Origin of the sequence: Vreelandella halophila, assembly GCF_009856365.1 — a bacterium.
GTDB lineage: Bacteria > Pseudomonadota > Gammaproteobacteria > Pseudomonadales > Oleiphilaceae > Halospina > Halospina utahensis_B.
This window is the reverse complement of sequence record NZ_WMEX01000006.1, coordinates 49,560-72,515: the sequence shown is the minus strand read 5'-3', so window position 1 is coordinate 72,515 and position 22,956 is coordinate 49,560. Positions and strand designations below refer to the sequence as shown.

Annotated in this window: 20 protein-coding genes and 2 tRNA genes; 7 read left to right on the top strand and 15 right to left on the bottom strand. The window is 62.6% G+C overall.

The window, feature by feature from the left end:
• Positions 1-90: 90 nt before the first annotated feature.
• Positions 91-166 (bottom strand) — tRNA-Gly (locus tag GLW01_RS11585).
• Positions 167-484: 318 nt separating this feature from the next.
• Between GLW01_RS11585 and GLW01_RS11580 the strand changes: the two genes are divergently transcribed.
• On the top strand, positions 485-1,495 hold the full coding sequence (locus GLW01_RS11580; RefSeq protein ID WP_160899154.1) for a zinc-dependent alcohol dehydrogenase family protein: 1,011 nt from the start codon (positions 485-487) through the stop codon (positions 1,493-1,495).
• A gap of 1 nt (position 1,496) precedes the next feature.
• Here the strand turns inward: GLW01_RS11580 and GLW01_RS11575 are convergent, their stop codons facing one another.
• From GLW01_RS11575 to GLW01_RS11555, 5 genes are all read right to left on the bottom strand, one after another.
• Positions 1,497-2,600, bottom strand: coding sequence for a sulfate/molybdate ABC transporter ATP-binding protein (locus tag GLW01_RS11575; protein WP_160899153.1), 1,104 nt, complete (start codon positions 2,598-2,600; stop codon positions 1,497-1,499).
• The gene (gene cysW / locus GLW01_RS11570) at positions 2,600-3,436 is read right to left on the bottom strand and encodes a sulfate ABC transporter permease subunit CysW (protein WP_160899152.1); all 837 of its coding nucleotides are present in this window, start codon (positions 3,434-3,436) and stop codon (positions 2,600-2,602) included. The genes GLW01_RS11575 and cysW overlap by 1 nt, the downstream gene beginning before the upstream one ends.
• Positions 3,433-4,308: a sulfate/thiosulfate ABC transporter permease CysT gene (gene cysT, locus GLW01_RS11565; protein WP_151440550.1), complete on the bottom strand. Its 876-nt coding sequence runs from the start codon at positions 4,306-4,308 to the stop codon at positions 3,433-3,435. Before cysT ends, cysW begins: the two co-directional genes overlap by 4 nt.
• A 17-nt stretch (positions 4,309-4,325) precedes the next feature.
• Positions 4,326-5,357, bottom strand: a complete 1,032-nt coding sequence (gene cysP, locus GLW01_RS11560; RefSeq protein WP_160899151.1) for a thiosulfate ABC transporter substrate-binding protein CysP — start codon at positions 5,355-5,357, stop codon at positions 4,326-4,328.
• A 174-nt stretch (positions 5,358-5,531) separates the two neighbouring features.
• Positions 5,532-6,134: a DUF924 family protein gene (locus GLW01_RS11555; protein ID WP_160899150.1), complete on the bottom strand. Its 603-nt coding sequence runs from the start codon at positions 6,132-6,134 to the stop codon at positions 5,532-5,534.
• 129 nt (positions 6,135-6,263) lie between these two features.
• On the opposite strand from GLW01_RS11555, the gene GLW01_RS11550 reads away from it, so the two are divergent.
• The 6 genes from GLW01_RS11550 to pta all read left to right on the top strand — a co-directional run bounded on the left by GLW01_RS11550 (position 6,264) and on the right by pta (position 13,782).
• On the top strand, positions 6,264-7,163 hold the full coding sequence (locus GLW01_RS11550; RefSeq protein WP_160899149.1) for a TIGR01777 family oxidoreductase: 900 nt from the start codon (positions 6,264-6,266) through the stop codon (positions 7,161-7,163).
• The gene (locus GLW01_RS11545; RefSeq protein ID WP_160899148.1) at positions 7,160-7,762 is read left to right on the top strand and encodes a hypothetical protein; all 603 of its coding nucleotides are present in this window, start codon (positions 7,160-7,162) and stop codon (positions 7,760-7,762) included. The genes GLW01_RS11550 and GLW01_RS11545 overlap by 4 nt, the downstream gene beginning before the upstream one ends.
• Before the next feature lie 52 nt (positions 7,763-7,814).
• Positions 7,815-7,889: transfer RNA gene (locus GLW01_RS11540), tRNA-Glu, on the top strand.
• Positions 7,890-8,032: 143 nt separating this feature from the next.
• Positions 8,033-10,435 carry a bifunctional diguanylate cyclase/phosphodiesterase gene (locus GLW01_RS11535; protein ID WP_160899147.1) on the top strand — a complete coding sequence of 801 codons (2,403 nt, stop codon included), beginning with the start codon at positions 8,033-8,035 and terminating at the stop codon, positions 10,433-10,435.
• 9 nt (positions 10,436-10,444) lie between these two features.
• On the top strand, positions 10,445-11,647 hold the full coding sequence (locus tag GLW01_RS11530) for an acetate/propionate family kinase (RefSeq protein ID WP_160899146.1): 1,203 nt from the start codon (positions 10,445-10,447) through the stop codon (positions 11,645-11,647).
• A complete protein-coding gene (pta, locus tag GLW01_RS11525; RefSeq protein WP_160899145.1) occupies positions 11,647-13,782 on the top strand; it encodes a phosphate acetyltransferase in 2,136 nt (711 codons plus the stop codon). The genes GLW01_RS11530 and pta overlap by 1 nt, the downstream gene beginning before the upstream one ends.
• Before the next feature lie 6 nt (positions 13,783-13,788).
• Here pta and der read toward each other — a convergent pair whose 3' ends face one another.
• The 9 genes from der to ndk form a co-directional block, all read right to left on the bottom strand.
• Positions 13,789-15,216: a ribosome biogenesis GTPase Der gene (gene der, locus GLW01_RS11520; RefSeq protein ID WP_160899144.1), complete on the bottom strand. Its 1,428-nt coding sequence runs from the start codon at positions 15,214-15,216 to the stop codon at positions 13,789-13,791.
• Positions 15,217-15,221: 5 nt separating this feature from the next.
• A complete protein-coding gene (gene bamB / locus GLW01_RS11515) occupies positions 15,222-16,385 on the bottom strand; it encodes an outer membrane protein assembly factor BamB (protein WP_160899143.1) in 1,164 nt (387 codons plus the stop codon).
• Positions 16,385-17,032 (bottom strand): YfgM family protein, encoded by a 648-nt coding sequence (locus GLW01_RS11510; RefSeq protein ID WP_151440560.1) that lies wholly within the window; start codon positions 17,030-17,032, stop codon positions 16,385-16,387. The genes bamB and GLW01_RS11510 overlap by 1 nt, the downstream gene beginning before the upstream one ends.
• Before the next feature lie 4 nt (positions 17,033-17,036).
• Positions 17,037-18,308: a histidine--tRNA ligase gene (hisS, locus tag GLW01_RS11505; RefSeq protein ID WP_237416575.1), complete on the bottom strand. Its 1,272-nt coding sequence runs from the start codon at positions 18,306-18,308 to the stop codon at positions 17,037-17,039.
• 66 nt (positions 18,309-18,374) lie between these two features.
• Positions 18,375-19,493: a flavodoxin-dependent (E)-4-hydroxy-3-methylbut-2-enyl-diphosphate synthase gene (ispG, locus tag GLW01_RS11500; RefSeq protein WP_160899141.1), complete on the bottom strand. Its 1,119-nt coding sequence runs from the start codon at positions 19,491-19,493 to the stop codon at positions 18,375-18,377.
• 41 nt (positions 19,494-19,534) lie between these two features.
• The gene (locus GLW01_RS11495) at positions 19,535-20,485 is read right to left on the bottom strand and encodes a RodZ domain-containing protein (protein ID WP_160899140.1); all 951 of its coding nucleotides are present in this window, start codon (positions 20,483-20,485) and stop codon (positions 19,535-19,537) included.
• Positions 20,478-21,278 carry a type IV pilus biogenesis/stability protein PilW gene (gene pilW, locus GLW01_RS11490; RefSeq protein ID WP_160899139.1) on the bottom strand — a complete coding sequence of 267 codons (801 nt, stop codon included), beginning with the start codon at positions 21,276-21,278 and terminating at the stop codon, positions 20,478-20,480. The genes GLW01_RS11495 and pilW overlap by 8 nt, the downstream gene beginning before the upstream one ends.
• 30 nt (positions 21,279-21,308) lie before the next feature.
• Complete coding sequence (rlmN, locus tag GLW01_RS11485; protein WP_151440565.1) at positions 21,309-22,436, bottom strand: 23S rRNA (adenine(2503)-C(2))-methyltransferase RlmN; 1,128 nt, start codon at positions 22,434-22,436, stop codon at positions 21,309-21,311.
• A 30-nt stretch (positions 22,437-22,466) separates the two neighbouring features.
• The gene (gene ndk / locus GLW01_RS11480) at positions 22,467-22,898 is read right to left on the bottom strand and encodes a nucleoside-diphosphate kinase (RefSeq protein ID WP_151440566.1); all 432 of its coding nucleotides are present in this window, start codon (positions 22,896-22,898) and stop codon (positions 22,467-22,469) included.
• Positions 22,899-22,956 lie beyond the last annotated feature (58 nt).

The window sequence follows — 22,956 nt, the reverse complement described above, 5'->3', positions numbered from 1 at the left end:
AGGAATTCTCCGCACAGTGTAGCTCAGTGAACGCAGCGGAGGGCCGGAAACACAGAAGCCCGGCACTGGGCCGGGCTTCTGAGGGGAATCTGGAGCGGGAAACGAGATTCGAACTCGCGACATCCACCTTGGCAAGGTGGTGCTCTACCAGCTGAGCTATTCCCGCCTTGTCTGTCGGGAGCTGCCTTGTCCCCAACAACGGATGTGTATTGTACTCATGCGCAGCCGGGCGTCAATAGATCTTTTCAGATTATCCACCCGCAAAGGGTGTCCTGTTTCATTTCGAACCCCAGCCTTTCAGGCCTGAAGGCCGGACCGTTTCCCTCGCTGCCCTCACTGTCCACAGCCCGCTGTTTTCACAGATGAAGTCCGGTAACCGGAAAATGGCATGAAGCATGCGTACTGAAGACGCTGGATCAGTGGCGCAGGCGGCACAACAACCTGTATAACCGCTCCATTCATTCGCGACACGGGAACCACCATCATGAAACAGATCCGCCTCGGCTCATCATTCGGCACGGACAACCTTGAAACCCACACCTGCGCTACCCCTACCCCAGGCCATGGCGAAGTGCTGATCCGGGTCAGGGCCGCATCGCTCAATTACCGCGACTGGGAGGTCATCAATGGCCAGTACCACACTGTCTACGGGCCTGGTCTGATCCCGCTCTCGGATGGCGCTGGCGAGGTTGTGGACACAGGGCCGGGTGTCAGCGCCTTCCGTGTCGGTGACCCTGTTATTGCCAGTTTCTGGCAGGGCTGGCACTCGGGGCCGCTGGCCGATTCACTACGCGCGGAAACACTCGGCGGTCCACTGGATGGCATGCTGAGCGAATACCGTGTACTACCACAGCAGGGTCTGGTCAAAGCCCCGTCACATCTTGATTTCGCCCAGGCCGCCACCCTCCCCTGCGCCGGGGTCACCGCATGGCAGGCGCTGGTCACTGAAGGCAGCATCCGAGCGGGTGACCGGGTATTGGTACAGGGCACCGGTGGTGTCTCGATGTTTGCCCTCCAGATCGCGCGGATGCACGGTGCCCAGGCCATTGTCCTGTCCTCAAGCGATGCCAAGCTCGCACTCGCCCGGCACCATGGCGCCACAGCAACCATCAACTACCGCAGCACGCCGGATTGGGCTGATGCGGTCATCGCTGCGACGGACGGTCATGGAGTCGATCACATCCTCGAGGTGGGAGGCCCCGGCACCTTCGCCCAGTCACTCTCAGCCCTGGCCGTCGGCGGCCAGATCAATGTGATCGGGTACCTGGGCGGGAAACAGGGGCAGATCAACCCGCTACAGATCCTTCAGGCCCACGCCAGGGTGCGCGGTATCGCGGCGGGGCCTACCAGCACACTGGAGCACCTCTGCAACGCCATTGAGCACAACGCAGTCACACCGGTCATCGACCGTGAGTTCGACGGGATGGCGTATACGCAGGCCCTGAACCACCTGACCTCCGCCCAACACGTCGGCAAGATCGTACTGAACCTGTGAGCTACCCGGCCGATTCATACCAGCTCAGGGTTTTCGGCTCACTCAGGTGATCGCAGAACAGGTGGCCCACATCCGGCACCGCGTAGCAGCGGTCGCCGCGCCTGGGCTGGCGGGCATTGAACGCGCTGTGGGTGATGCCCACTTCCCAGAGTTCCTCGGACTCCCAGCCATCCGGCCTGAGCTCGACGCGCACCTCGGCGCCGATGACGTTGATCGCCTCAATCCGGAATGGCAGATGGGCATCCCGTGACGGCTCCTGGGTCAACCTCACTTCGTGAGGGCGCAGGTAGAGCTCAGCGTCATCGTCATCACAGCTCTCGGGCAGTCTCACCCAGGCCTCTCCCTGACGCAGCACGCCCCCGGAGATCGCGCCGGAAAGCGCGTTGACCTGCCCCAGAAAATTGAACACAAAGCGGCTGTCCGGTTGCGAATAGAGCGCCAGCGGCGAATCCACCTGCTCCACCCTCCCCTGACGCATCACAACGACCTGGTCAGAGAGCTCCAGCGCCTCCTCCTGGTCATGGGTGACGAACACACTGGTGAAATGCAGCTCGTCATGCAGCGAGCGCAGCCACCGCCGGAGCTCCTTGCGGACCTTCGCATCGAGGGCGCCAAAAGGCTCATCCAGCAGCAGGATCTCGGGGCGCTTGGCCATGGCCCTTGCCAAAGCAATACGCTGTTTCTGGCCACCCGAGAGCTGGGCGGGATAGCGCCCGGCCAGGTGATCGAGCTGGACCATTTCCAGCAGCTCACGTACCCGCCTGCGGATTTCCCGTTTCGAGGGGCGCTCGCGGCGCGGCATCACTTTCAGTCCGAAGGCCACATTCTCGGATACGGTCATATGGCGGAAGAGCGCATAGTGCTGGAACACGAAGCCAACACGCCGCTCACGCACATGCAGGCCTGTCACATCCTCGCCGCTGAACAGGATGCGCCCGCGGTCCGGGTTCTCAAGCCCGGCAATGCTGCGCAGCAGCGTGGTCTTGCCGGAGCCCGAAGGCCCCAGCAGCGCCGTGAGCTGACCGTCCGGAATCGCCAGGTCGATGTCGCGCAGCGCCTGGAACTGTCCGAAAGACTTGTTGATCCCGTCGATTTCGATCGTCATCAGAACTCCTCAGACCGACTCTGACGCCATTCCACAATGGTTTTGACGGCCAGCGTGATCAGTGCAATGCCAGCCAGCAGGGAAGCCGCGGTGAATGCCCCCACAATGTTGTAATCCTGGTACAGCAGCTCAACATGCAATGGCAGCGTGTTGGTCTCGCCACGAATGCTGCCGGAAACCACAGACACTGCCCCAAACTCACCAACGGCCCGGGCATTGGTGAGAATCACCCCGTAGAGCAGCGCCCAGCGGATGTTGGGCAGCGTGACACGCCGGAACAGCTGCCAGCCGCTGGCGCCCAGCACCACTGCAGCCTCCTCCTCATCCCGGCCCTGCTGCTGCATCAGGGGAATCAGTTCCCGGGCTACGAAGGGGCAGGTCACGAAAACCGTCACCATCACGATGCCGGGCCAGGCGAACATCAGCTCTACGTCATACTGCCCGAGCCACTGCCCTGCCCAGCCGTTGCTGCCGTAAAGCAGCAGATACAGCAGCCCGGCGACCACCGGCGACACCGCAAAGGGAATGTCGATCAGGGTTGCAAGCAGCCGGCGCCCGGGAAAGCTGAAGCGCGTCACCAGCCATGCCAGAAACACCCCAAACACAGTATTCAGCGGCACAGTCAGCAGCGCCACAAACAGGGTCAGACCGATGGCATGAAGCGTGTACTCATCCAGGATGTTGCCAATGTAGCCGGCCCACCCCTGGGCGAGAGCCTGGGTAAAGATCACCACCAGCGGCATGAACAGAAACAGGGCAGTCAGGACCACGGCCAGCCCGATCAGGATCCGGCGAATCACAGGTCCATCACCGACGCGGTGATGCTTCGCACTCATCCCCGACCTCCGTGCAGACGCTTCAGGTAACGCCCCTGCCAGACGTTGATGGCCAGCAGCAACAGCAGCGACACGCCCATGACAACCGACGCAATGGCGCTGGCCGCCGCGAAGTCATATTCCTCAAGGCGCACGAAGATCATCAGACTGATCACCTCGCTCACATAGGGGGAGTTGCCGGCAATGAACACAACGGCGCCATACTCGCCAAGGCTGCGCGCGAATGACAGACCACCTCCGGTCACCAGCGCCGGCCACAGCACCGGGAACAGAATGCGGCGGAATACAGTCCAGTCGGAGGCACCCAGGCTGACCGCCGCCTCCTCGTCCTCAGGCGGCAGTTCCTCCAGCACCGGCTGAACCGTGCGGACCACAAAGGGCACGCTGGTAAAGGCCATGGCCACGACAATCCCCAGCGGCGTGTAGGCAACCTCGATGCCGAACTCCGCCAGGACGCGCCCGTACCAGCCGCTCTCCGCGAAAAGGGTCGCCAGGGTAATACCCGCCACCGCCGTCGGCAGAGCGAACGGCAGGTCCATGATGGCATCCAGAAGGCGCTTGCCCGGGAACTCATAGCGCACCAGCACCCAGGCCATCAGCAGACCAAACACGCAGTTGAACAGCGAGGCCGCAAGTGCCGCCAGAACAGTGACCTTGAAGGAGGCCACCACCCGTGGGTCGGTCACGACAAACCAGAACTGCTCCCAGCCCATGCCCGCGGTGTGGATCACCAGCCCGGAGATCGGCAGCAGCAGCACAAGACTGATGAAGAACAGCGTAACGCCGAGGCTCAGGCCGAACCCCGGCAGCACACGTCTGGAAACAGGCACGCCCGCGCGCCGCGGACGTACCGATTGGTCGGTGTCAGCCATGGATCAGACGGGTACTCCTAGCGGCGCTGAAGCTGATCCAGCTTGCCGCCACTGGAGAAATGCGTCTCCATGGCGTTCTGCCAGTCGCCGGCAATCTCCTGGATGGGCATCAGCTTCACGTCCGGGAACTGATCCGCCACTTCCTCTTTCACGGTCTCGTTGTGCACCCGGTAGTTGAAGCCTGCAAGCATGCGCTGGGCCTCTTCGGAATAGAGATGTTCCAGATAGGCTTTGGCGACTTTCTCATTGCCCTTCTTCTCAATGTTCTCATCGATCCAGGCAACCGGGAACTCGGCCAGGAAGCTCACCTCGGGAACCACTACCTGAAGGTTCTCCTCCGGGTTGAGCTCCGGGATGTTCATTGCCTCGGACTCGAACGTCATCAGCACATCCCCCAGACCACGCTCGACGAAAGTGGTGGTGGCGCTGCGGCCACCGGAGTCAAACACCTTCACATGGCCCAGAAGGTCACTCATGAAGCCATCGATCCGCTCCTGGTCATCCCCGAATTCATTCTGGGCATACCCCAGAGCGGCCAGATAGGAGTAGCGGCCGTTGCCGGAAGTCTTGGGGTTCGGCATGATCAGTTCCACGTCCTCACGCACCAGATCATCCCAGTTCTCAATGTTCTTCGGATTCCCCTCGCGCACCACGAACGCCATGGTCGAGTAGTAGGGCGAGCTGTTGTTGGGCAGCCGTGATGCCCAGTCTTCCGGGATCAGATTGCCGCGCTCAGCGAGAATGTTCACGTCGGTGACCTGATTGTAGGTCACCACATCCGCATCCATGCCCTGCAGAATCGAACGGGCCTGCTTGGACGAACCGGAATGCGACTGCTTGATGCTGACCGTCTCGCCGGTTTTCTCTTCCCAGTGCTCGGCAAAGAGCTTGTTGTACTCAGCGAAGAGTTCACGGGCGATGTCGTAGGAGGAGTTCAGAAGCTCCCGGTCCTGAGCGGAGGCGGGGCCAGCCAGCAGAAGCGCCATCGCCAGCACACTGAACCACAGCCCCAAACGGGCCTTCAGGGTCACTACGGAATCATTGGGCATCGTCGGAAAACTCCCGGTTAGTCCTGAAAAGGATATTCACAAAAGGTATATTGAGCGGTTTAATTGAGCGCGCAAAGAATAAGCGACAGCGCATCAATCAACAATGGCCTGCATAGACGATTTTCGATTTTCATTGGAACCGGCGGTTATAGGGCTGCCTGCTGCCGCCACCGTCTACTGGCCGAAGGTGGCGCCCCCTTCCAGGAACGCCACTTCGGCAGCCGTGCTCCGGCGGCCAAGTACCTGGTTGCGGTGCGGGAAACGCCCGAAACGCTCGACGATCTGCGCGTGTTCGCATGCACTCCGGTGGAACGCGCTCAGCACATCCCGCAGGCGCCCCTCCGCGGTTTTCTCCAGCTGCTCATAGAGTGCAACCCCTTCGCGCTGGATTTCACGGTTCTCGGCGTGCTGGTACGGCATATAGAAGAATGCCCGCTGGATGCGGGGGAGCGCGAGCTCACGCCCCTGGGCCACACCTTCACGTGCCAGACGCTGCGCCAGGGGATCATTGCGGAATGCCATGGCGGTACGGCGGTAGATGTTGCGTGAGAACTGATCCAGGAGCAGGATCTCGGCAAGGGCGCCACCGGGCTCGTTACGCCAGTGATCGAGCCCTTCCTCGGAAGCCAGCAGGACCATGGAGGAGAAACGCCGCCGCATGGCCCGGTCGAAACGCCGGCTCTCGGTGAACCACTGTTCACGGTACGCTTTGCCGGGCACCCCTTCGTCATCCAGGGGACCGAACCAGAAATCCAGAATATAGGGCCATTCGAACATAACAGGAGGATATCAACGTACAGCAGGCGCGGCTATGCGGGAATCGTGAACCTTTTCCTGGCCTGCCGCCCCTGCCGATGCCACTATTGAGACCGGTTCAGCATGGATCGAACCCAGCGGGAGAACCCTATGAACCAGCACATCCTGATTACCGGCGGCACCGGCTTTATCGGCCAGCTGCTCTGCCATCAGCTCCACTACGAAGGCCGCAGCCTGACGGTACTGAGCCGGCGCGATGACGCCGAAGTCCAGCGCCTTTGCGGCCGCGTCCAGGTGATACACAGCCTGGACGAAGTGCCGACCATCCCAACCATTGATGCCGTGATCAATCTCGCGGGTGAAGGCATCGCCGAGAAACGCTGGACGCAGAAGCGCAAACAGACCCTCTGGGACAGCCGCATCGCTTTTACGGATGAGCTGGTGTCACAGCTGCAGCGCCGCGCTGCCCTCCCGGAAGCCATGATTTCAGGGTCTGCCGTGGGCTACTACGGGGACCAGGGCGAAGCGGATGTCACCGAGGCCACGGAACCCCGTGACGAGTTCACTCACCGCCTCTGTGCTGCATGGGAAGCATCCGCCACTCGCCTGAGCGGTGATACCCGGGTCTGTCTGTCGCGTACCGGGCTTGTCATCGGCCGTGACGGTGGCTTCCTGCAGCAGATGCTGCCCCTGTTCCGCCTTGGACTGGGCGGGCGCCTTGGCAATGGCCGCCAGTACATGCCGTGGATCCACCGGCAGGACATGGTTCAGGGGCTGATCCACCTGCTTGATTCGCCCGAGCTCAGTGGCGCCTTCAACCTGACCGCGCCGGAACCCGTAACCAATGCCGAGTTCACCCGGGCGCTGGCACAGGTCCTGAATCGCCCCGCCTGCCTTCCGGTACCACCGGTGGCGCTCAGGCTGGCACTCGGGGAGATGGCGCGCCTGTTGCTTACTGGCCAGAAAGCACGGCCGGCGCGGCTGCTGGAATCCGGGTTCGTGTTCCAGTATCCCAGTGTGGAACAGGCGCTGACCGAGGCCGTGGGATGACCCGTGCGGGCCGGCTCATACTGGTGGGGCTGCTGGTCGCCCTCGCCCTGCCGGCCACCGCGGAGCGCGCGAACAGCGGAACGGCCTTCGACGGAGCCAGCTATCAGGCCTGCGGCCTGATCGCAAGCCAGTACATCACCTCCGTGCAGCTCATGGAGCAGGGCCTGTCCCCTTCCATTCTGAGGGATACCCTGCCCGGGCTGAGCGATGCCGGTGCCCGGCGTATAGATCAGCTGCACAGGGCCCTGGATGAGGGCGGCCCGGCCGGCACCTACTCCAACATCCATGCCCGCTTTGCCCGCTGCGCCCGCCAGGTGCATGAGGCACGCGGGGCGCCCGAGCCCGGAACACGGGAAGACCTGTTCTACCGCTGTGCCGGTGAGAACAAGATCCGTTATGAAATCGCCCTGGCCGCCTTCGCCGGTGGAGCGCTGGAGGAGGTGCGCGAACAGCTGTCACCCCGCCACAGGCCGGTCGCGGAGGCCCTGTTCCAGCGCTACCGGGAGACGGATGCGGCAACGGTACTACGCGGGATCGGAACAACCTTCAAGGCCTGCCTCCGGGGCCCGGCTACCCAATCCGACTCAGATAACGGTTGACAGCCCGCGCTGGCTTCCCTAAAGTGCGCATCCTGTAACGCATTGGCGTCACGTCCCGTTCGTCTAGTGGTTAGGACACTGCCCTTTCACGGCAGTAACAGGGGTTCGAGTCCCCTACGGGACGCCATTTTTTCCCTCCTTTTTGTTACTCCCTTCTCAGTCACACCGTCCGCAGCCACACCGGCTCAGGCGACGACCCATGCCCTTACTGCTATAGTATTAACGTCCGGCAACCCAACCCCGACCAAACCGGAGTCGAGCCGCCGCCCCATGCATAATCCCCTGTCCTGGTCCCGGAGTCCCATTATCCGTTCGCCCCTCTCTCTGCGACTGTTGGGGCTGATCGTGCTGTGCAGCTCGATTTTCACGCTGGTTGCCGCGGCGGTACAGATCTGGGTCAGCTATCGCTCGGATGTCGCCAGCATCGAACAGCGTCTCAGCGTAATCGAAACAGGCTATCGCAACAGCCTCGCGAGCAGTGCCTGGGCCATCGACCAGGAGCTGATCAAGGTGCAGCTGGAAGGCATTACCAGCCTGCCGGACATTGCCCATGCAAAGGTTGAAATGGAGCCTGACGGTGTCATCCGCGCAGGGAGCCTTCCGGAGAACAACAGCACGGCGACCCACGAATTCGAGCTCGATCATGACGGCGAAAACCTCGGGCATGTGACCGTCACCGCCAGCCTAAAAGGGGCCTGGGCGAACCTCAGGCGCAACGTTCGTGTCATCCTTGCCACCCAGTCGCTGCGCACCTTTTTCCTGTCACTGCTCCTGCTTTGGATCTTCCACTATTTTGTGGCACGCCACCTCACCACCATGGCGAACTACGCTCGCCGGTTCACGCTGCAGAATCTGGACGAACCCCTGTTACTGGACCGGCATTCCCGACCCTCCCGGCGCCAGGATGAGCTTGACCATGTCACCGAAGCCATCAACAGCATGCGCGAACGCATGCGCGAGGACCTGGAGCGCCAGAAAGCGGACGAGGCGGAAATCCGCAAGCTCTCCCTGGCCCTGGAACAGAGCCCGTCATCGGTGATCATCTGCGACCGCGCCTGGCAGATTGAATACGCCAACAACAAGTTCCTGCAGCTCACCGGCCTGCGTATGGAGGAGGTTATCGACCACCATCCGGCCTTCCTCACCGCGGATACCCTCAGTGAGGAGGAAAACCGTGAGCTGTGGAACAACGTCCGTCTGCAGGTCCAGCGGGTAGGCGTCTGGCAGGGCGAGATGCAGCGCACGCGGGACAACGGCGAACGTTTCTGGGAACAGGTGGTGGTGACCCCCATCCGCAATACCGACGAGCACCCGTCCCATTACCTGATCCTCGGCGAGGACATCAGCATCCGCAAACGCTACGAACAGCAGCTCCTGCGCCAGGCCAACTACGACATCCTCACAGGCCTGCCCAACCGGATGCTGGCGCTCGACCGCCTCAAGCTGGCCCTGGCACAGGCGCGGCGTGACCAGACCATGGTGGGCGTCATGTTCCTGGACCTGGACAACTTCAAACACGTCAATGACACCATGGGCCACGATGCCGGCGACAACATGCTCATTGAGGCCTCGCGCCGGATCTCCGCCTGTCTGCGCGGCACCAGCACCGTTGCCCGTCTCGGTGGCGACGAGTTCCTGATCATCCTGCCCACCCTGGCCTCCCCCGGGGCCACTGAACAGGTAGCTGAACGTATCCTCCAGACCTTCGTGCCACCGTTCCATATCGCCGGTCAGGAAGTGTTTGTAAGTACCAGCATTGGTATCGCCATCTATCCCGGTGACGGGGAGAACAGCACCAACCTGCTGCAGAACGCGGATGCGGCGATGTACGAGGCCAAGAACCGGGGCAAGAGCGCCTTCCAGCGCTTCGCGCCGGAGATGAAGGAAGTCTCCCAGGAACGACTCCAGACGGAGAGCCTGCTCCGGCGGGCACTGGAAATGCAGGAATTCGAGCTGCGCTTCCAGCCCATACTGCGGCTCGGGGACAGCCGCATCATGGGCGCTGAGGCCCTGTTGCGCTGGAATAACCCCACCCTCGGCATGGTGCCCCCGGACCGCTTCATTCCGCTGGCCGAGGAAACCGGGCTCATCATCACCATCGGCCGCTGGGTGATCCGTGAGGCATGCCGGACGGTCAGCCGCTGGCAGAAGCAGACGGGGGACCCCGTGATCATGGCGGTGAACGTGTCGCCCCGCCAGTTCCGGGATCCGCATTTCGTGGAAACGGTCAGTGCCGCGTTGCAGGAAACCGGCCTGGAAGGCCAGTATCTTGAACTGGAGATCACCGAGCGGCTGATCCTGGACAACAACCTGGAAACGGACCGCGTGCTCCGCGACCTCGACGAAATGGGGGTGCGCCTGTCGGTGGATGACTTCGGAACCGGTTACTCCGCCCTGGGCTATCTCAAGAATTACCCCTTCGATACGCTCAAGATCGACAAATCCTTCGTGGGCGACCTGAACCGTGACTCCGACGATACCGCGCTGGTGAGCGCCATCATCAACATGGCCCACAGCCTGGGGCTGAAGGTGGTCGCCGAAGGCGTTGAATACCAGGACCAGCTGGAATTCCTCAGTACGGAACGCTGCGACTACGCCCAGGGTTTCCTGTTCACCCATCCGCTCAATGAGCGCGAGTTCCTGCTCTGGTGCAGCGACCACATGGACGGTTAGGATGCCGGCATGGATCAACAGCACCTGCTCATTATCAATGCCGGCAGTTCGTCTCTGAAACTGACACTGGCAACCGCGCCCGACTACCGCATCCTGGCCGCCTTCCTGGCGGAGCGGCTGGGAACGGACAACCCAACCCTGAACCAGAAGGCACCACAGAGCGCCAGTGAGTCCCTCGCCACCGGCAGCGGCCACCATGAGGCGCTGGAGGCCTGCCTGGGACGCCTGAATGAACAGGGCCTGCTCACCCGGGAACCGGACGCTGTGGGCCACCGTGTGGTGCATGGCGGCGAGGCCTTCACGGATTCGGCATTGATCGACGATCAGGTCACCGCGGCCATTGATGCCTGCAGCACACTCGCACCGCTTCACAATCCGGCCAATCTTGCCGGCATCCGCGCCACGCAGGCCCTGTATCCCGACTGCCTCCAGGTGGCTGTGTTCGACACCGCCTTCCACCAGTCACTGCCGGAGGCGGCGTATCATTACGCCCTGCCAAGGGCCCTCTACCGGGATCACGGGGTGCGCCGCTACGGTTTCCACGGCACCAGCCACCGCTGGATCCTGCAACAGGCCGCGGGCTGGCTGGAGCAGCCGCCTGAGCGCACGTCCATAATCTCGGCCCACCTGGGCAATGGCTGCAGTGTCACCGCTGTCCGGGATGGCCTGAGCGTGGACACCAGCATGGGCCTGACGCCCCTGGAGGGTCTGGTCATGGGAACCCGCAGCGGCGACGTTGATCCCGGCCTGTTCGACTTCCTGCTGCGTCGAGGTTACGGCGCCGAGGCCATACACGACATGCTCAACCGTGAGAGTGGTCTGCTCGGACTTTCCGGCGTCAGCCACGACATGCGAACCCTCACAGAGGCAGCCGAAGACGGCCATGAACAGGCCGATCTGGCCGTCAACGTTTTCTGCTTCCGGCTGGCACGCTACATCGGTGCCATGATGGCCTCACTGGAACGGCTGGACGCGGTGGTCTTCACCGGGGGCATCGGCGAAAACAGCCCCCTGGTGCGGCAACGGACACTGGCACACCTCGGCATTTTCGGACTGACACTGGATGGGGAATCCAATCGCCACCCGGGGTCGGCTGAGGCCGCCGGCATCCACGCTTCTGGTACGCCGCCGGTACTGGTGATCCCCACGGACGAGGAACAGATGATCGCCCTCGATACACATCGCCTGACCACCGGGAAAAGGAGCGCCTGATGGCCCAGAACCTGTTCATTGCCCCGACCGACCTCCACTCCGGGCTCACTTCCGTATGCCTGGGCCTGGTGCGGTCACTCGACCGCCTGGGGCTGCGCGTGGGCTTCTTCAAACCGGTAGCCCAGAGCGCCATGGGCGAGGATTCCGACGCCTCCGTCCATTTCATCCGTGCCCGCACCAACCTTGAGCCCTCCACGCCGGTGTCCCTGCGTCACGCCCAGGAACGGATCAATCAGGGCCGTTCCGGCGAACTCATGGAGGACATCGTCAGCCGCTATCACGAATCCTGCGAGGACTGCGACGTAGTGATCGTTGAGGGGCTGGTGCCGGACAGCCAGGAGAGCTACACCCAGCGGCTGAATGTGGAAATGGCCCGCAACCTGGACGCACAGGTGATCCTGGTAAGCGCCCCGGGCGAACGTGGGCCCGGGGAACTGGGCGAACGCCTGACCTTTACCAGCCGCATCTTCTCTGAATCCGGATCGACACCGGTGATTGGCGCCATCCTGAACCGACTGGGCGAGCCCACCGGTCACAGACTGCCGCTGGCCACCGACGACACGGAACCGGATCCGGTGCCCGACTGGGCCAGCGAATGCCCGCCACTCCGGGACGGCCACCTGAGACTCATTGGTGCCATTCCCTGGCGCCCGCAACTGGTGGAACCCCGGGTCAGCGACATAGCCCGGGAACTGGACGCCGCCCGCCTGCACGGTGGCGACATGGACCAGCGCCGGGTGCGCCGCGTCAGCATCGCTTCCCGCACCATTCCCAACATGGTGAACACACTCAGGCCGGGCACGCTGCTGGTCACCCCCGGTGACCGTGAAGACATCATCGTCGCGGCCGCTCTGGCGGCACTCTCAGGCATTCCCCTGGCAGGAATGGTCCTGACGGGCGGACTCAGGCCCAGTGATCAGACCCTGACTTTCTGCCGTTCGGCGCTGGAAACCGGCCTGCCGATCATGACCTCCACCATGGATACCTATCACACCACCCACTGTCTGGCATCCATGAGTATTGCCGTTCCCGTGGATGACACCGAGCGCATTGAAAAGGTCATGGAGACAACAGCCGAGGCCATCGATGCCGAGTGGCTGCGCGACCAGTTGGCGGTGGACCGTGAGCCCCGTCTGTCACCACCAGCGTTCCGCTATCTTCTGACCCGTCGTGCCCGCGAGGCCGGCAAGCGCATCATCCTGCCAGAGGGCGATGAACCGAGAACGCTGCAGGCCGCCGCGCGCTGCCAGGAAAAGGGCATTGCCGAATGTGTGCTGGTGGGCAAGCCCGACCACATCCATTCAGTGGCCCATTCCCGGGACATCACCCTGCCCGACAGCATCCGCATCATCGACCCGGACGAGGTCCGTGACAGCTATGTGGACAGCATGGTCGAGCTGCGCCGGCACAAGGGCATGAAGCCCGACATGGCCCGCGCACTGCTGGAGGACAACGTGATGCTGGCCACCCTGATGGTGGCCCTGGACGAGATGGACGGGCTCGTATCCGGCGCGGTGCACACAACCGCCAACACCATCCGCCCTGCCCTGCAGCTGATCAAGACCCACCAGGCGGCGCGGATCGTCTCCTCAGTGTTCTTCATGTGCCTGCCCGACCAGGTGCGGGTCTACGGCGACTGTGCCGTGAATCCAGACCCCGACGCTGAGGAGCTGGCGGACATCGCCATCCAGAGTGCCGACTCCGCAACAACGTTCGGGATCACCCCCCGGGTGGCCATGATCAGCTACAGCACGGGCAGTTCCGGCAGCGGGGATGATGTGGAGAAAGTGCGTCAGGCCACCACCCTCGCCGGCGAGCGCCGCCCGGAACTGCTGATCGACGGCCCACTGCAGTACGACGCCGCCGCTATTGAAAGTGTCGCCCGCAGCAAGGCCCCGGACAGCCCAGTGGCGGGCCGCGCCACCGTCTTCGTATTCCCGGACCTGAACACCGGCAACACCACCTACAAGGCGGTACAGCGCAGCGCCAACGTGGTGAGTATCGGCCCCATGCTGCAGGGCCTGCGTAAGCCGGTGAACGATCTCTCAAGGGGAGCCATGGTGGAGGACATCGTCTTCACCATCGCACTGACGGCGATACAGGCGAAACAGGTGGAGGATCAGGGGCTGGCCTGAAGCGCGTCAGCCCCGTTTCTTGCGGCGCTTGCTCTGCTTCTCGTTCTTCTTGACGTGCTGCATCAGGCGCGCTTTCTTCTGCTTCTGGCGCTTGTTGAGCGTGTTCTTGCGGCCCTCGAAGGGGTTATCCGGCGCACGGAACTCAAAGCGGATGGGCGTAGCCTCGACCTTCAGAACCCGACGGTAGGTATTCTCCAGGTACCGCTGGTAATCCCTGGGCACGGCATCCGCCTGGGTCCCGTGGACCACGATCCGCGGCGGACAGGACCCACCCTGGTGGGCATAGCGCAGCTTGATGCGGTGGCCCCGCACAATGGGCGGCGGATGCTGGGTAACGGCATCCTGCAGAATGCGGGTCAGATGATTGGTGGACCACTTGGCCATGGCGGAGTCGTAGCCCGCATCGATGGAGTCGTAGAGATCCCCCACACCTGTGCCGTGCAGGGCCGAGATGAAGTGCATCCGGGCGTAGTCCAGAAAACCCAGCCGCCACTTCAGGTGCTCCTTCAGCCAGCGCCGGTCCTCGGGATCCATGCCATCCCACTTGTTGACCGCCACCACCACGGCACGACCGGCATCCAGGGCAAAGCCGATCAGGTGCATGTCCTGGTCCACGAGTCCTTCACGGGCATCGATCATCGCGATCACCACATGGGCTTGCTCGATGGACTGGAGTGTTTTCACCACCGAGAACTTCTCGACCTTCTCCTTGACCTGGCGCCGGCGGCGCACACCAGCGGTATCGATCAGGGTGTAGTCGCGATCCCGGCGGCTGAAGGGGACCCGGATGCTGTCCCGTGTGGTGCCGGGTTCGTCATAGACCACAACCCGATCCTCGCCGAGGATGCGATTGACCAGCGTGGACTTGCCCACGTTCGGCCGGCCGATGATCCCGACCTGGATGCGCCCGTCCTCTTCCGCCTCTTCGGCCTCCTCTTCCAGGGCTTCGGCATCGCCAAGCACATCGTCCAGGAGACGGCGGATGCCCCGGTTATGGGCGGCGGAAATCCGGTGGAGGGGATCAAAACCAAGGCCGTGGAACTCCGCGGACGCCTGATCCTCGTCCTGGCCGTCGGTCTTGTTGACGACCAGGTGCGCCGCCACGCCCTGCCGGCGGAGCCGGTCGATGATGTACTCGTCACCGGGAGTGAGCCCGGCACGGCCATCGACCACCAGCAGGACCTCGTCGGCCTCCTCAATGGCCGCCTCGGCCTGGTCCGCCATGAGCTGGTCCACGCCCTCGTCGTCACCGGCAAGGCCACCGGTATCAATGGCGATGAAGCGGTGCCCATGGTGGCGGCCCTCGCCGTACTGGCGATCCCGGGTCAGGCCCGAGAAGTCGGCCACCAGCGCATCCCGACTGCGTGTAAGCTGGTTGAACAGCGTGGACTTGCCCACATTGGGGCGGCCGACAACGGCGATTACGGGCGTCATGGACTTCAGCGGTCACCTTCCCGTACGTGGTAGGAGGCCAGCCAGCCCCCGTTACCGAACACGATCACACGGTCACGGAAGCGGATGGGATCCGAACGCAGGCCTTCGTCGTCCACGAGAACACGGCTATCAATGGTGCCGTCGGTGGCATCAACCGCATAGAGATAGCCTTCGAAATCCCCGACTACGGCATGGTTGCCGAGCGCCACGGGTGCCGTCGGCTGACGCCAGGCCAGCTCACGGTGGCGCCAGAGTTCACTGCGGGAAGCACGTTCAAAACCCACCAGGGTCCCGTCGGCACCGGCAGCCACAACCTGCTCCTCCGTGACGGCGGGCGCCTCCAGACTGGACAGCTCACGGCTCCAGCGTTCCTCGCCGGAGCGCAGCTCCAGTGCCGTAACACTGCCCTGATAGGCGCTCACATAGACCGTATCGTCAACCACATGGGGCGAGGAATCCACGTCCACCAACCGCTCCAGCTCGGTTCTGCCTGCCGGCTGAGCCAGTCTCTGCTCCCATTGGACGGCGCCACTGTTCACATCCAGCGCCACCACCCGACCGTTGTCAAAGCCGGCGATGACACGGCTGCCATCGATCCAGGGCGTGGCATTGCCGCGGAAGCTGAGCACCGGCATGTTGCTGTCGTACTGCCAGCGCCGGTTGCCATTCGACTGGCTGAACGCCAGAAGCTCGCCGTCGATGGTCTGCACGACCACATAGCGCCCGTTACTCTGCGGCGGCACCAGGGCTTCGTTGGGCAGCGAGGTGCGCCACTGCTCCTTCCCTTCATGGGAGAGAGCGATCAGCTCACCATTGCGGGTCACGACATAGAGATGATCCGCGTCCACGCCCACACCGCCAAGAAGGCGCTCATCCAGCTTTTCCCACCAGTCACGACGGCCATTGCGGGCGTTATAGGCCGTTATGTAGCCGTTCTGGGTGGCGGCGTAGACCGTTTCCTCGTGAATCCCGGGGGACAGGAAAAGGTACTGGCCGTCCATTCCCTCCCCGACACGCCGGCTCCAGATCTCGCGGATCTCAGCGTCGCCACTGACCCCGGGGACGGGAGCTGGCTGTTCCCGGGGTTCGGAACTGCTGCACCCGGCAAGCACCGCGCCGGCCAGAATGCAGGTCGTCAGGCAGCGCCACGCTGCGGCAGGTGCCCGCATCAACCCTCCTCCATTACGGCAAGGTCACTGAGCTTGATTTCAAGCAGGCGATCATTCACATCCTCACCATGCGACTCGCGCGCTGCCTGATAGGCCTCACGCGCCGCGTCCTCATTCCCCGCAGCATGGTGAGCATCACCTCTGAGTTCATGGAACAGGGGAGCGAATTCCCCGGCATCCTCAAGGCCTTCCAGTGTCGCGATCGCGCCCTCAGCCTCGCCGCTGGCCAGCTGAGCCCTGGCCAGGCGCAGACGGATCACCCGCGGCAGCGGTTGACCCCCTGCCTGCTCCAGCGCCCATTCCAGTTCCTCAACAGCGTCCTCCGCGCGGGATTCCTCCATATAGACGCTGGCCGCAACCATGGCAGAGAACACCGTATAGGGGCTGTCCGGCTGGCTGTCCTTAAGATTGTCCAGAGCGTACTCCATGGTGGAAAGCCGCTCCTCAGTCTCCTTATCCGACTGCAGTGTGCTGATCACGCTGTCAAAACCCTGGCGGGCTTCCGCGCGGGCCGAGGCTTCACGCGCCTCCCAGTACTGCCAGCCGGCTATACCCAGAACCACGATGGCAATGCCCATCAGCACGCTGGAACCGTTCTGCTTCCACCAGCGCTTGAACGCTTCCCACTGTTCGTCTTCTTCGGCCACTTTCTTATTCTCCCTGTTCGTTCGCTTTGTCACCGAGGTGGGCCTGACAGGCGGCTACCAGCTCGGACTGCGCAATCCGCTGCTGCTCGGTGTTTGCCAGGTTCTTCACGCTGACCTCACCGGCCGCGGCTTCATCCGCACCCAGGATCACGGCCAGCTGTGCACCGGAGGCGTCGGCTTTCTTCATACGGCTCTTGAAACCGCCACCACCGCAGTGGCTGACCACCCGGTGCGCCGGCAGTGCATCCCGCAGGCGCTCCGCAAGGCCGAATGCCTGGCCGGAGAGGCTGTCATCCATGCCCATGACATAGATATCCGCATTGCCGTTGACCCATTCCGGGATCAGCCCTTCGGTCTCGAGCAGCAGGATCAGCCGTTCCATTCCCATGGCAAACCCGATCGCGGGCGTCGAGCGCCCACCGAGCTGCTCCACCAGACCATCGTACCGGCCCCCGGCACAGACCGTGCCCTGGGCCCCCAGCGCGTCGGTGACCCACTCGAACACGGTTTTACCATAGTAGTCCAGCCCCCGGACCAGGCCGGAATTCACGCTGTAGGCAAGGCCGGCTGCATCCAGACGCTCACACAGCACCCGGAAATGCTCGCGGCTTTCTTCCCCGATATAGTCGGCCAATACCGGGGCATCCTCGAGGATGCGCTGGGTTTCAGCCACTTTCGAGTCGAGAATCCGTAACGGGTTTTCGGCGAGACGCCGCTGGCTGTCCTCGTCCAGTCGATCACGATGGCCCTCAAGATAGGCGGTGAGCGCCTCGCGGTAGCGCTGCCGGTCCTCAGCGGTGCCCAGGGAGTTGATCTCCAGGCGCACCTGACCCGCCAGGCCCAGTGCCCGCCAGATGCGGGCGGTCATCAGAAGCAGCTCGGCGTCAATATCCGGCCCTTCCATCCCGAAGGCTTCCACGCCGATCTGGTGGAACTGACGGTAACGTCCCTTCTGGGGCCGCTCGTGGCGGAACATGGGGCCGGTATACCAGAGGCGCTGCTGCTGGTTGAACAGCAGACCGTGCTGCTCCGCTGCCCGGACACAGCCGGCGGTCCCCTCTGGTCTCAGGGTCAGGCTGTCGCCATTGCGGTCCTCAAAGGTGTACATCTCCTTTTCGACGATGTCGGTCACCTCGCCGATGGACCGGCTGAACAGCTCGGTTTTCTCCACGATGGGCATCCGGATCTCGCGATACCCATAGGCGCTGAGCACACCACCCAGAGTGCGCTCCACATACTGCCAGACCGGTGACTGGTCCGGCAGTATGTCATTCATTCCACGAATTGCCTGTATTCTGGCCAAGGTTCTCCCCTGTTCGGTCGCGTGGTTGCCCGCCCGCGATCAGCCCTTGGCGATGATGGCGTCTTCTTCCGCCTTCTTGCGCGCCGCCCGCTCACGGATCTCGCGCTCCAGGTCATCCACCAGGGAGGCCTTGTCGATCTTGCGATCCTTGTCCCCGTCCTGGTACATCAGGTGCTGGGGGGTACCGCCGGTGATGCCGATGTCCGCTTCCTTTGCCTCACCTGGCCCGTTCACGATGCAGCCAATCACGGCCACATCCATGGAGGTGTTCACATCCTCCAGACGGGATTCCAGCTCATTCATGGTGCCGATCACATCAAAGTTCTGGCGCGAGCAACTCGGGCAGGCGATGAAGTTGATCCCGCGCGTGCGCAGGCGCAGACTCTTGAGGATATCAAAGCCAACCTTGATCTCCTCTACCGGGTCCGCCGCCAGCGAGATGCGGATGGTATCACCGATCCCTTCCGCCAGCAGCATCCCCAGACCCACAGACGATTTCACAGCGCCGGAACGCAGGCCGCCAGCCTCGGTAATCCCCAGATGCAGGGGCTGCTCGATCTTATCCGCGATGAGTCGATAGGCCTGGACCGCCATGATCACATCGGAGGCCTTGAGGCTGACCTTGAAGTCCTTGAAATCATACCGGTCGAGGATCTCGATATGGCGCATGGCGGATTCCACCATCGCCTCGGAGGTGGGTTCGCCGTACTTGCGCTGCAGATCCTTTTCCAGGGAGCCGGCGTTGACGCCGATACGGATCGGGATGCCGTGATCCTTGGCGGCGTTGATAACGGCCCTGACCCGCTCTTCCTTCCCGATGTTGCCGGGATTGATGCGCAGGCAGTCCACGCCCAGCTCCGCCACACGCAACGCGATTTTGTAGTCGAAGTGGATGTCCGCCACCAGCGGCACATTCACGGCAGCGCGGATCTTCGCAAAGGCCTCAGCGGAATCCATGTCCGGAACCGATACCCGGACAATGTCGGCACCGGCTTCCTCCAGGCCACGGATCTGCGCCACCGTCCCCTCAACGTCGAGGGTATCGGTATTCGTCATGCTCTGAACGGCTATGGGCGCATCGCCCCCCACGGGAACCGACCCCACATGGATCTGGCGGGATGGCCTGCGCTTGATGGGAGACTCTTCGTTCTTAAGCATCGTTCTGAACCTGCCATTCTCTGCGGCTGCCCCTGCGGGGTTCAGCCATTGGCTGTATCAAGTACAAACTGTGTACGCCCGGCATTCACGGGGTACTGTTCGAGTTCCACCGCTTCGCCCATAAAGCGCACCGAGGCTACCGCGTCAACGTTGCCGAGCAGCACTTCAAAGGGCACGGGGCCCTCATATTCAACTGTCTCACCTTCCTGGGCAAGGGTGACCACAACCCGCTCTCCGTTGCCGTTAACCACCTCAACCCAGCAGGCACCATCAAACGTAATGGTCAGCGATGGCTGGCTGCCACCCGGCTGTTCGCCGGTAGCCGTCTGTGTTCCACCGTTGGACGCAGCGCCACCAGAGTCATCAACCTGGGCAACAGGCGTCGAGAATGCCGGTTCGGTATCCGCGCCAGCCTCGGAGCTCCCCGCACCAGTGGTGTCGTCCTCATCCGTTGCGGTGGCAGGCTCAGGCTCGGGCTCGGAGTCGGCCTCTGCCCCCGCACCAGAACCTGGATCCGGCACTTCGAATTCCACTTCACCAGCCGCTTCCACCGCAGAATCCACCACCCAGGGTCCGTACTCGTAGACCACCCAGCCAAGGAGCAGCACTGCCACAACCGCGATGGTCATGCCCCCGATACGACGCCTGCGAATCTTCTTCTGACGTATGACTTCTGTCGGGCTGGGCTCCTTCTGCGCCTCCTGACTCTCGCGGTAGGGTTCGAGTTCCCGATCCAGGCGGGCAATCAGATCATCCCCGTCCTGTTCCGTGAGACGCGCATAGGTCCGGACATACCCCTTGAGGAAAAGATCCGCGGGCATGGCCTCATAATCACTTTCCTCAATGGCCTGGATGATCGATGGCCTCAGATGCAGCTGATCCGCGACATCCTGTCGATCCATTCCGTGGTGCTCGCGGGCGGTTCGCAGCTGTTCGCCCACGAGCCGGGTTGTCGGCCCGTTACTGTTCTCGGCGCTACCCTCTTCACTCATCGGTGACCATGGTCCTGTATTGCTGGTATTCCTCGGAATCCGGGAAGCGCTCACGCAACTGCTCCACCAGCCCGGACGCCTCTCGCTCCTCGCCTGACTCTCTTGCCAGCCGGATCCCCGCCAGCAGGGACGCAGGCGTATGGGAGAGCTCCCGGGAGCGTTCGATGCGCATGGTCAGTCGACGGTAAAGGGGCCGGGCTTCCGCATAACGCCCGGCATCGATCAGGGCCGTCACCGCACCGATGTGGGCTGTCGTACTGCCACGCCGCAGCTTCATGGCGCGCTTATAGGCGTCCGCCGCCTCATCATGGCGGTCAAGCTGGCTCGCGGTACGTGCCAGGTTCACAAAAACCCCGGCGCGACTGTCGTAATCGGTGTCCTCGGATGCCTTCCGGAACTGTTCCAGAGCCTCCTCATACCGGCCACGGTTATAGAGGAAAACCCCGAAATGGGAACGGCCACGGGTATACTCCGGTTCCAGATCCAGTGCCCGCCGGAAGCGTTGCTCGGCCAGGTCGTATTCACCCTGCTCTTCGTTGATCAACGCTTTGGCGGCGATGGCGGGGGCGCTTTCATCATTGATCTCAAGCGCACGATCCAGATGCTGGCGGGCCCGGTCATAGCGGTCATTCTGGATATAGGCCAACCCCAGACGCACGTAATCCTCCTCCGCCTGCTCAGGATTGCCTGAGGCGAAGGTTCCCTGCCGCTGCGAGACACAACCCGCCGCGACAATGCAAAGCATCAGAATCGCGGTGATCCGCATCGCGTCAGCCTTTGATCGCACTGGCATGGAGTCAGTCATCCTCCGAATCGTTTGCCTTCAGCCCACCTCCTGGTGAACCGGAATATAACGCTCACTGCGGCGGGTACGGTCCTCGAACTGGCCGACCAGCTGGCCGCAGGCGGCATCAATATCGTCGCCGCGTGTTGTACGCACCGTTGTAATATAGCCGGCCTGGTTCATTATGTCCTGAAACCGCTTCACCGCATTCCCGCTCGGGCGACGGTAATCGCTCTCGGGGAAGGGATTGAACGGGATCAGGTTGACTTTGCACGGCACGTCCACCAGCAGATCCGCAAGCTGCGATGCATGCTCCGGCTGGTCGTTGACGCCCTCAATCAGCGTGTACTCGATGGTTGCCCTGCGCCGATCCCCGAGTCCCGACAGGTACTGCTTCGTCGCCGAAAGCAGACGTTCAATCGGGTATTTGCGATTCAGCGGCACCAGTTCGTTCCGCAGCTCATCATTGGGGGCATGGAGCGAAATGGCAAGTGACACATCGGAAACCTCGCCCAGTTTCTCCAGCGCCGGAATCACCCCGGAAGTGCTGACGGTCACCCGGCGTTTGGAAATGCCGTACGCCCAGTCATCCATCATCAGGTCCATGGCATCGACAACGTTGTCGAAATTCAGCAGCGGCTCACCCATGCCCATCATGACCACATTGGTGATGGGCCGCTCCTTCGTGCGATCGAAGGGCATGAAGGTTCGCAGCGCCGCCCAGACCTGACCGATGATCTCCGCCGCGGAGAGATTGCGGTTGAAGCCACGCTTGCCGGTGGAACAGAAACTGCAGTCAAGGCTGCACCCGACCTGGGAGGACACACACAGGGTGCCGCGCTCGCCATCGGGAATCAGCACCGTCTCGATGCTGTTGCCCTCGGCCATGCGCATGACCCACTTGCGTGTGCCGTCGCTCGAGGTTTCATCAAGAAGAACCTCCGGCCCCCGGATCTCGGCGATCTCCGCCAGTCGTGCACGGAGCGTCTTGCTGACGTTGGTCATGGCCTCGAAGTCATCCACCCCATAATGGTGAATCCACTTCATGACCTGCCCGGCACGGAACTTCTTCTCGCCGATATCGACGAAGAACTGCTCCATCTTGTGCCGCGGCAGGCCAAGAAGATTAACCTTCTCAGCTGAACTCTGGGTGCCGGTGTTGCTCATGCTTGGATACCTTCTCTGTCCGCGCTGGTCTTACAGGGTGCGCGGGCAGATCTCGCTGTCGTTGAAGAAATAGGCGATCTCGCGCTCGGCGGATTCCGGCGAATCAGAGCCGTGAACCGCGTTGGCGTCGATCGAATCGGCGTAATCCGCCCGGATGGTGCCTGCTTCCGCTTCCTTGGGGTTGGTCGCGCCCATCAGTTCACGGTTCCGGGCAATGGCGTTCTCGCCTTCCAGCACCTGGACAATAACCGGGCCGGAGGTCATGAAGCCCACCAGATCCGGAAAGAACGAGCGCTCACGGTGCTCGGCGTAGAAACCCTCCGCCTGCTCCTGGGTCATGTGGATCATGCGGGCTGCCACAACCTGCAGACCGGCTTTCTCGAAACGGCTCTCAATTTCGCCGATCAGGTTGCGGGATACCGCATCCGGCTTGATGATCGACAGGGTGCGCTCAATAGCCATGGGATGAAACTCCTGTTATCAGTAATCTGTGGAATCCGGGCGGAATTATACGCACCTC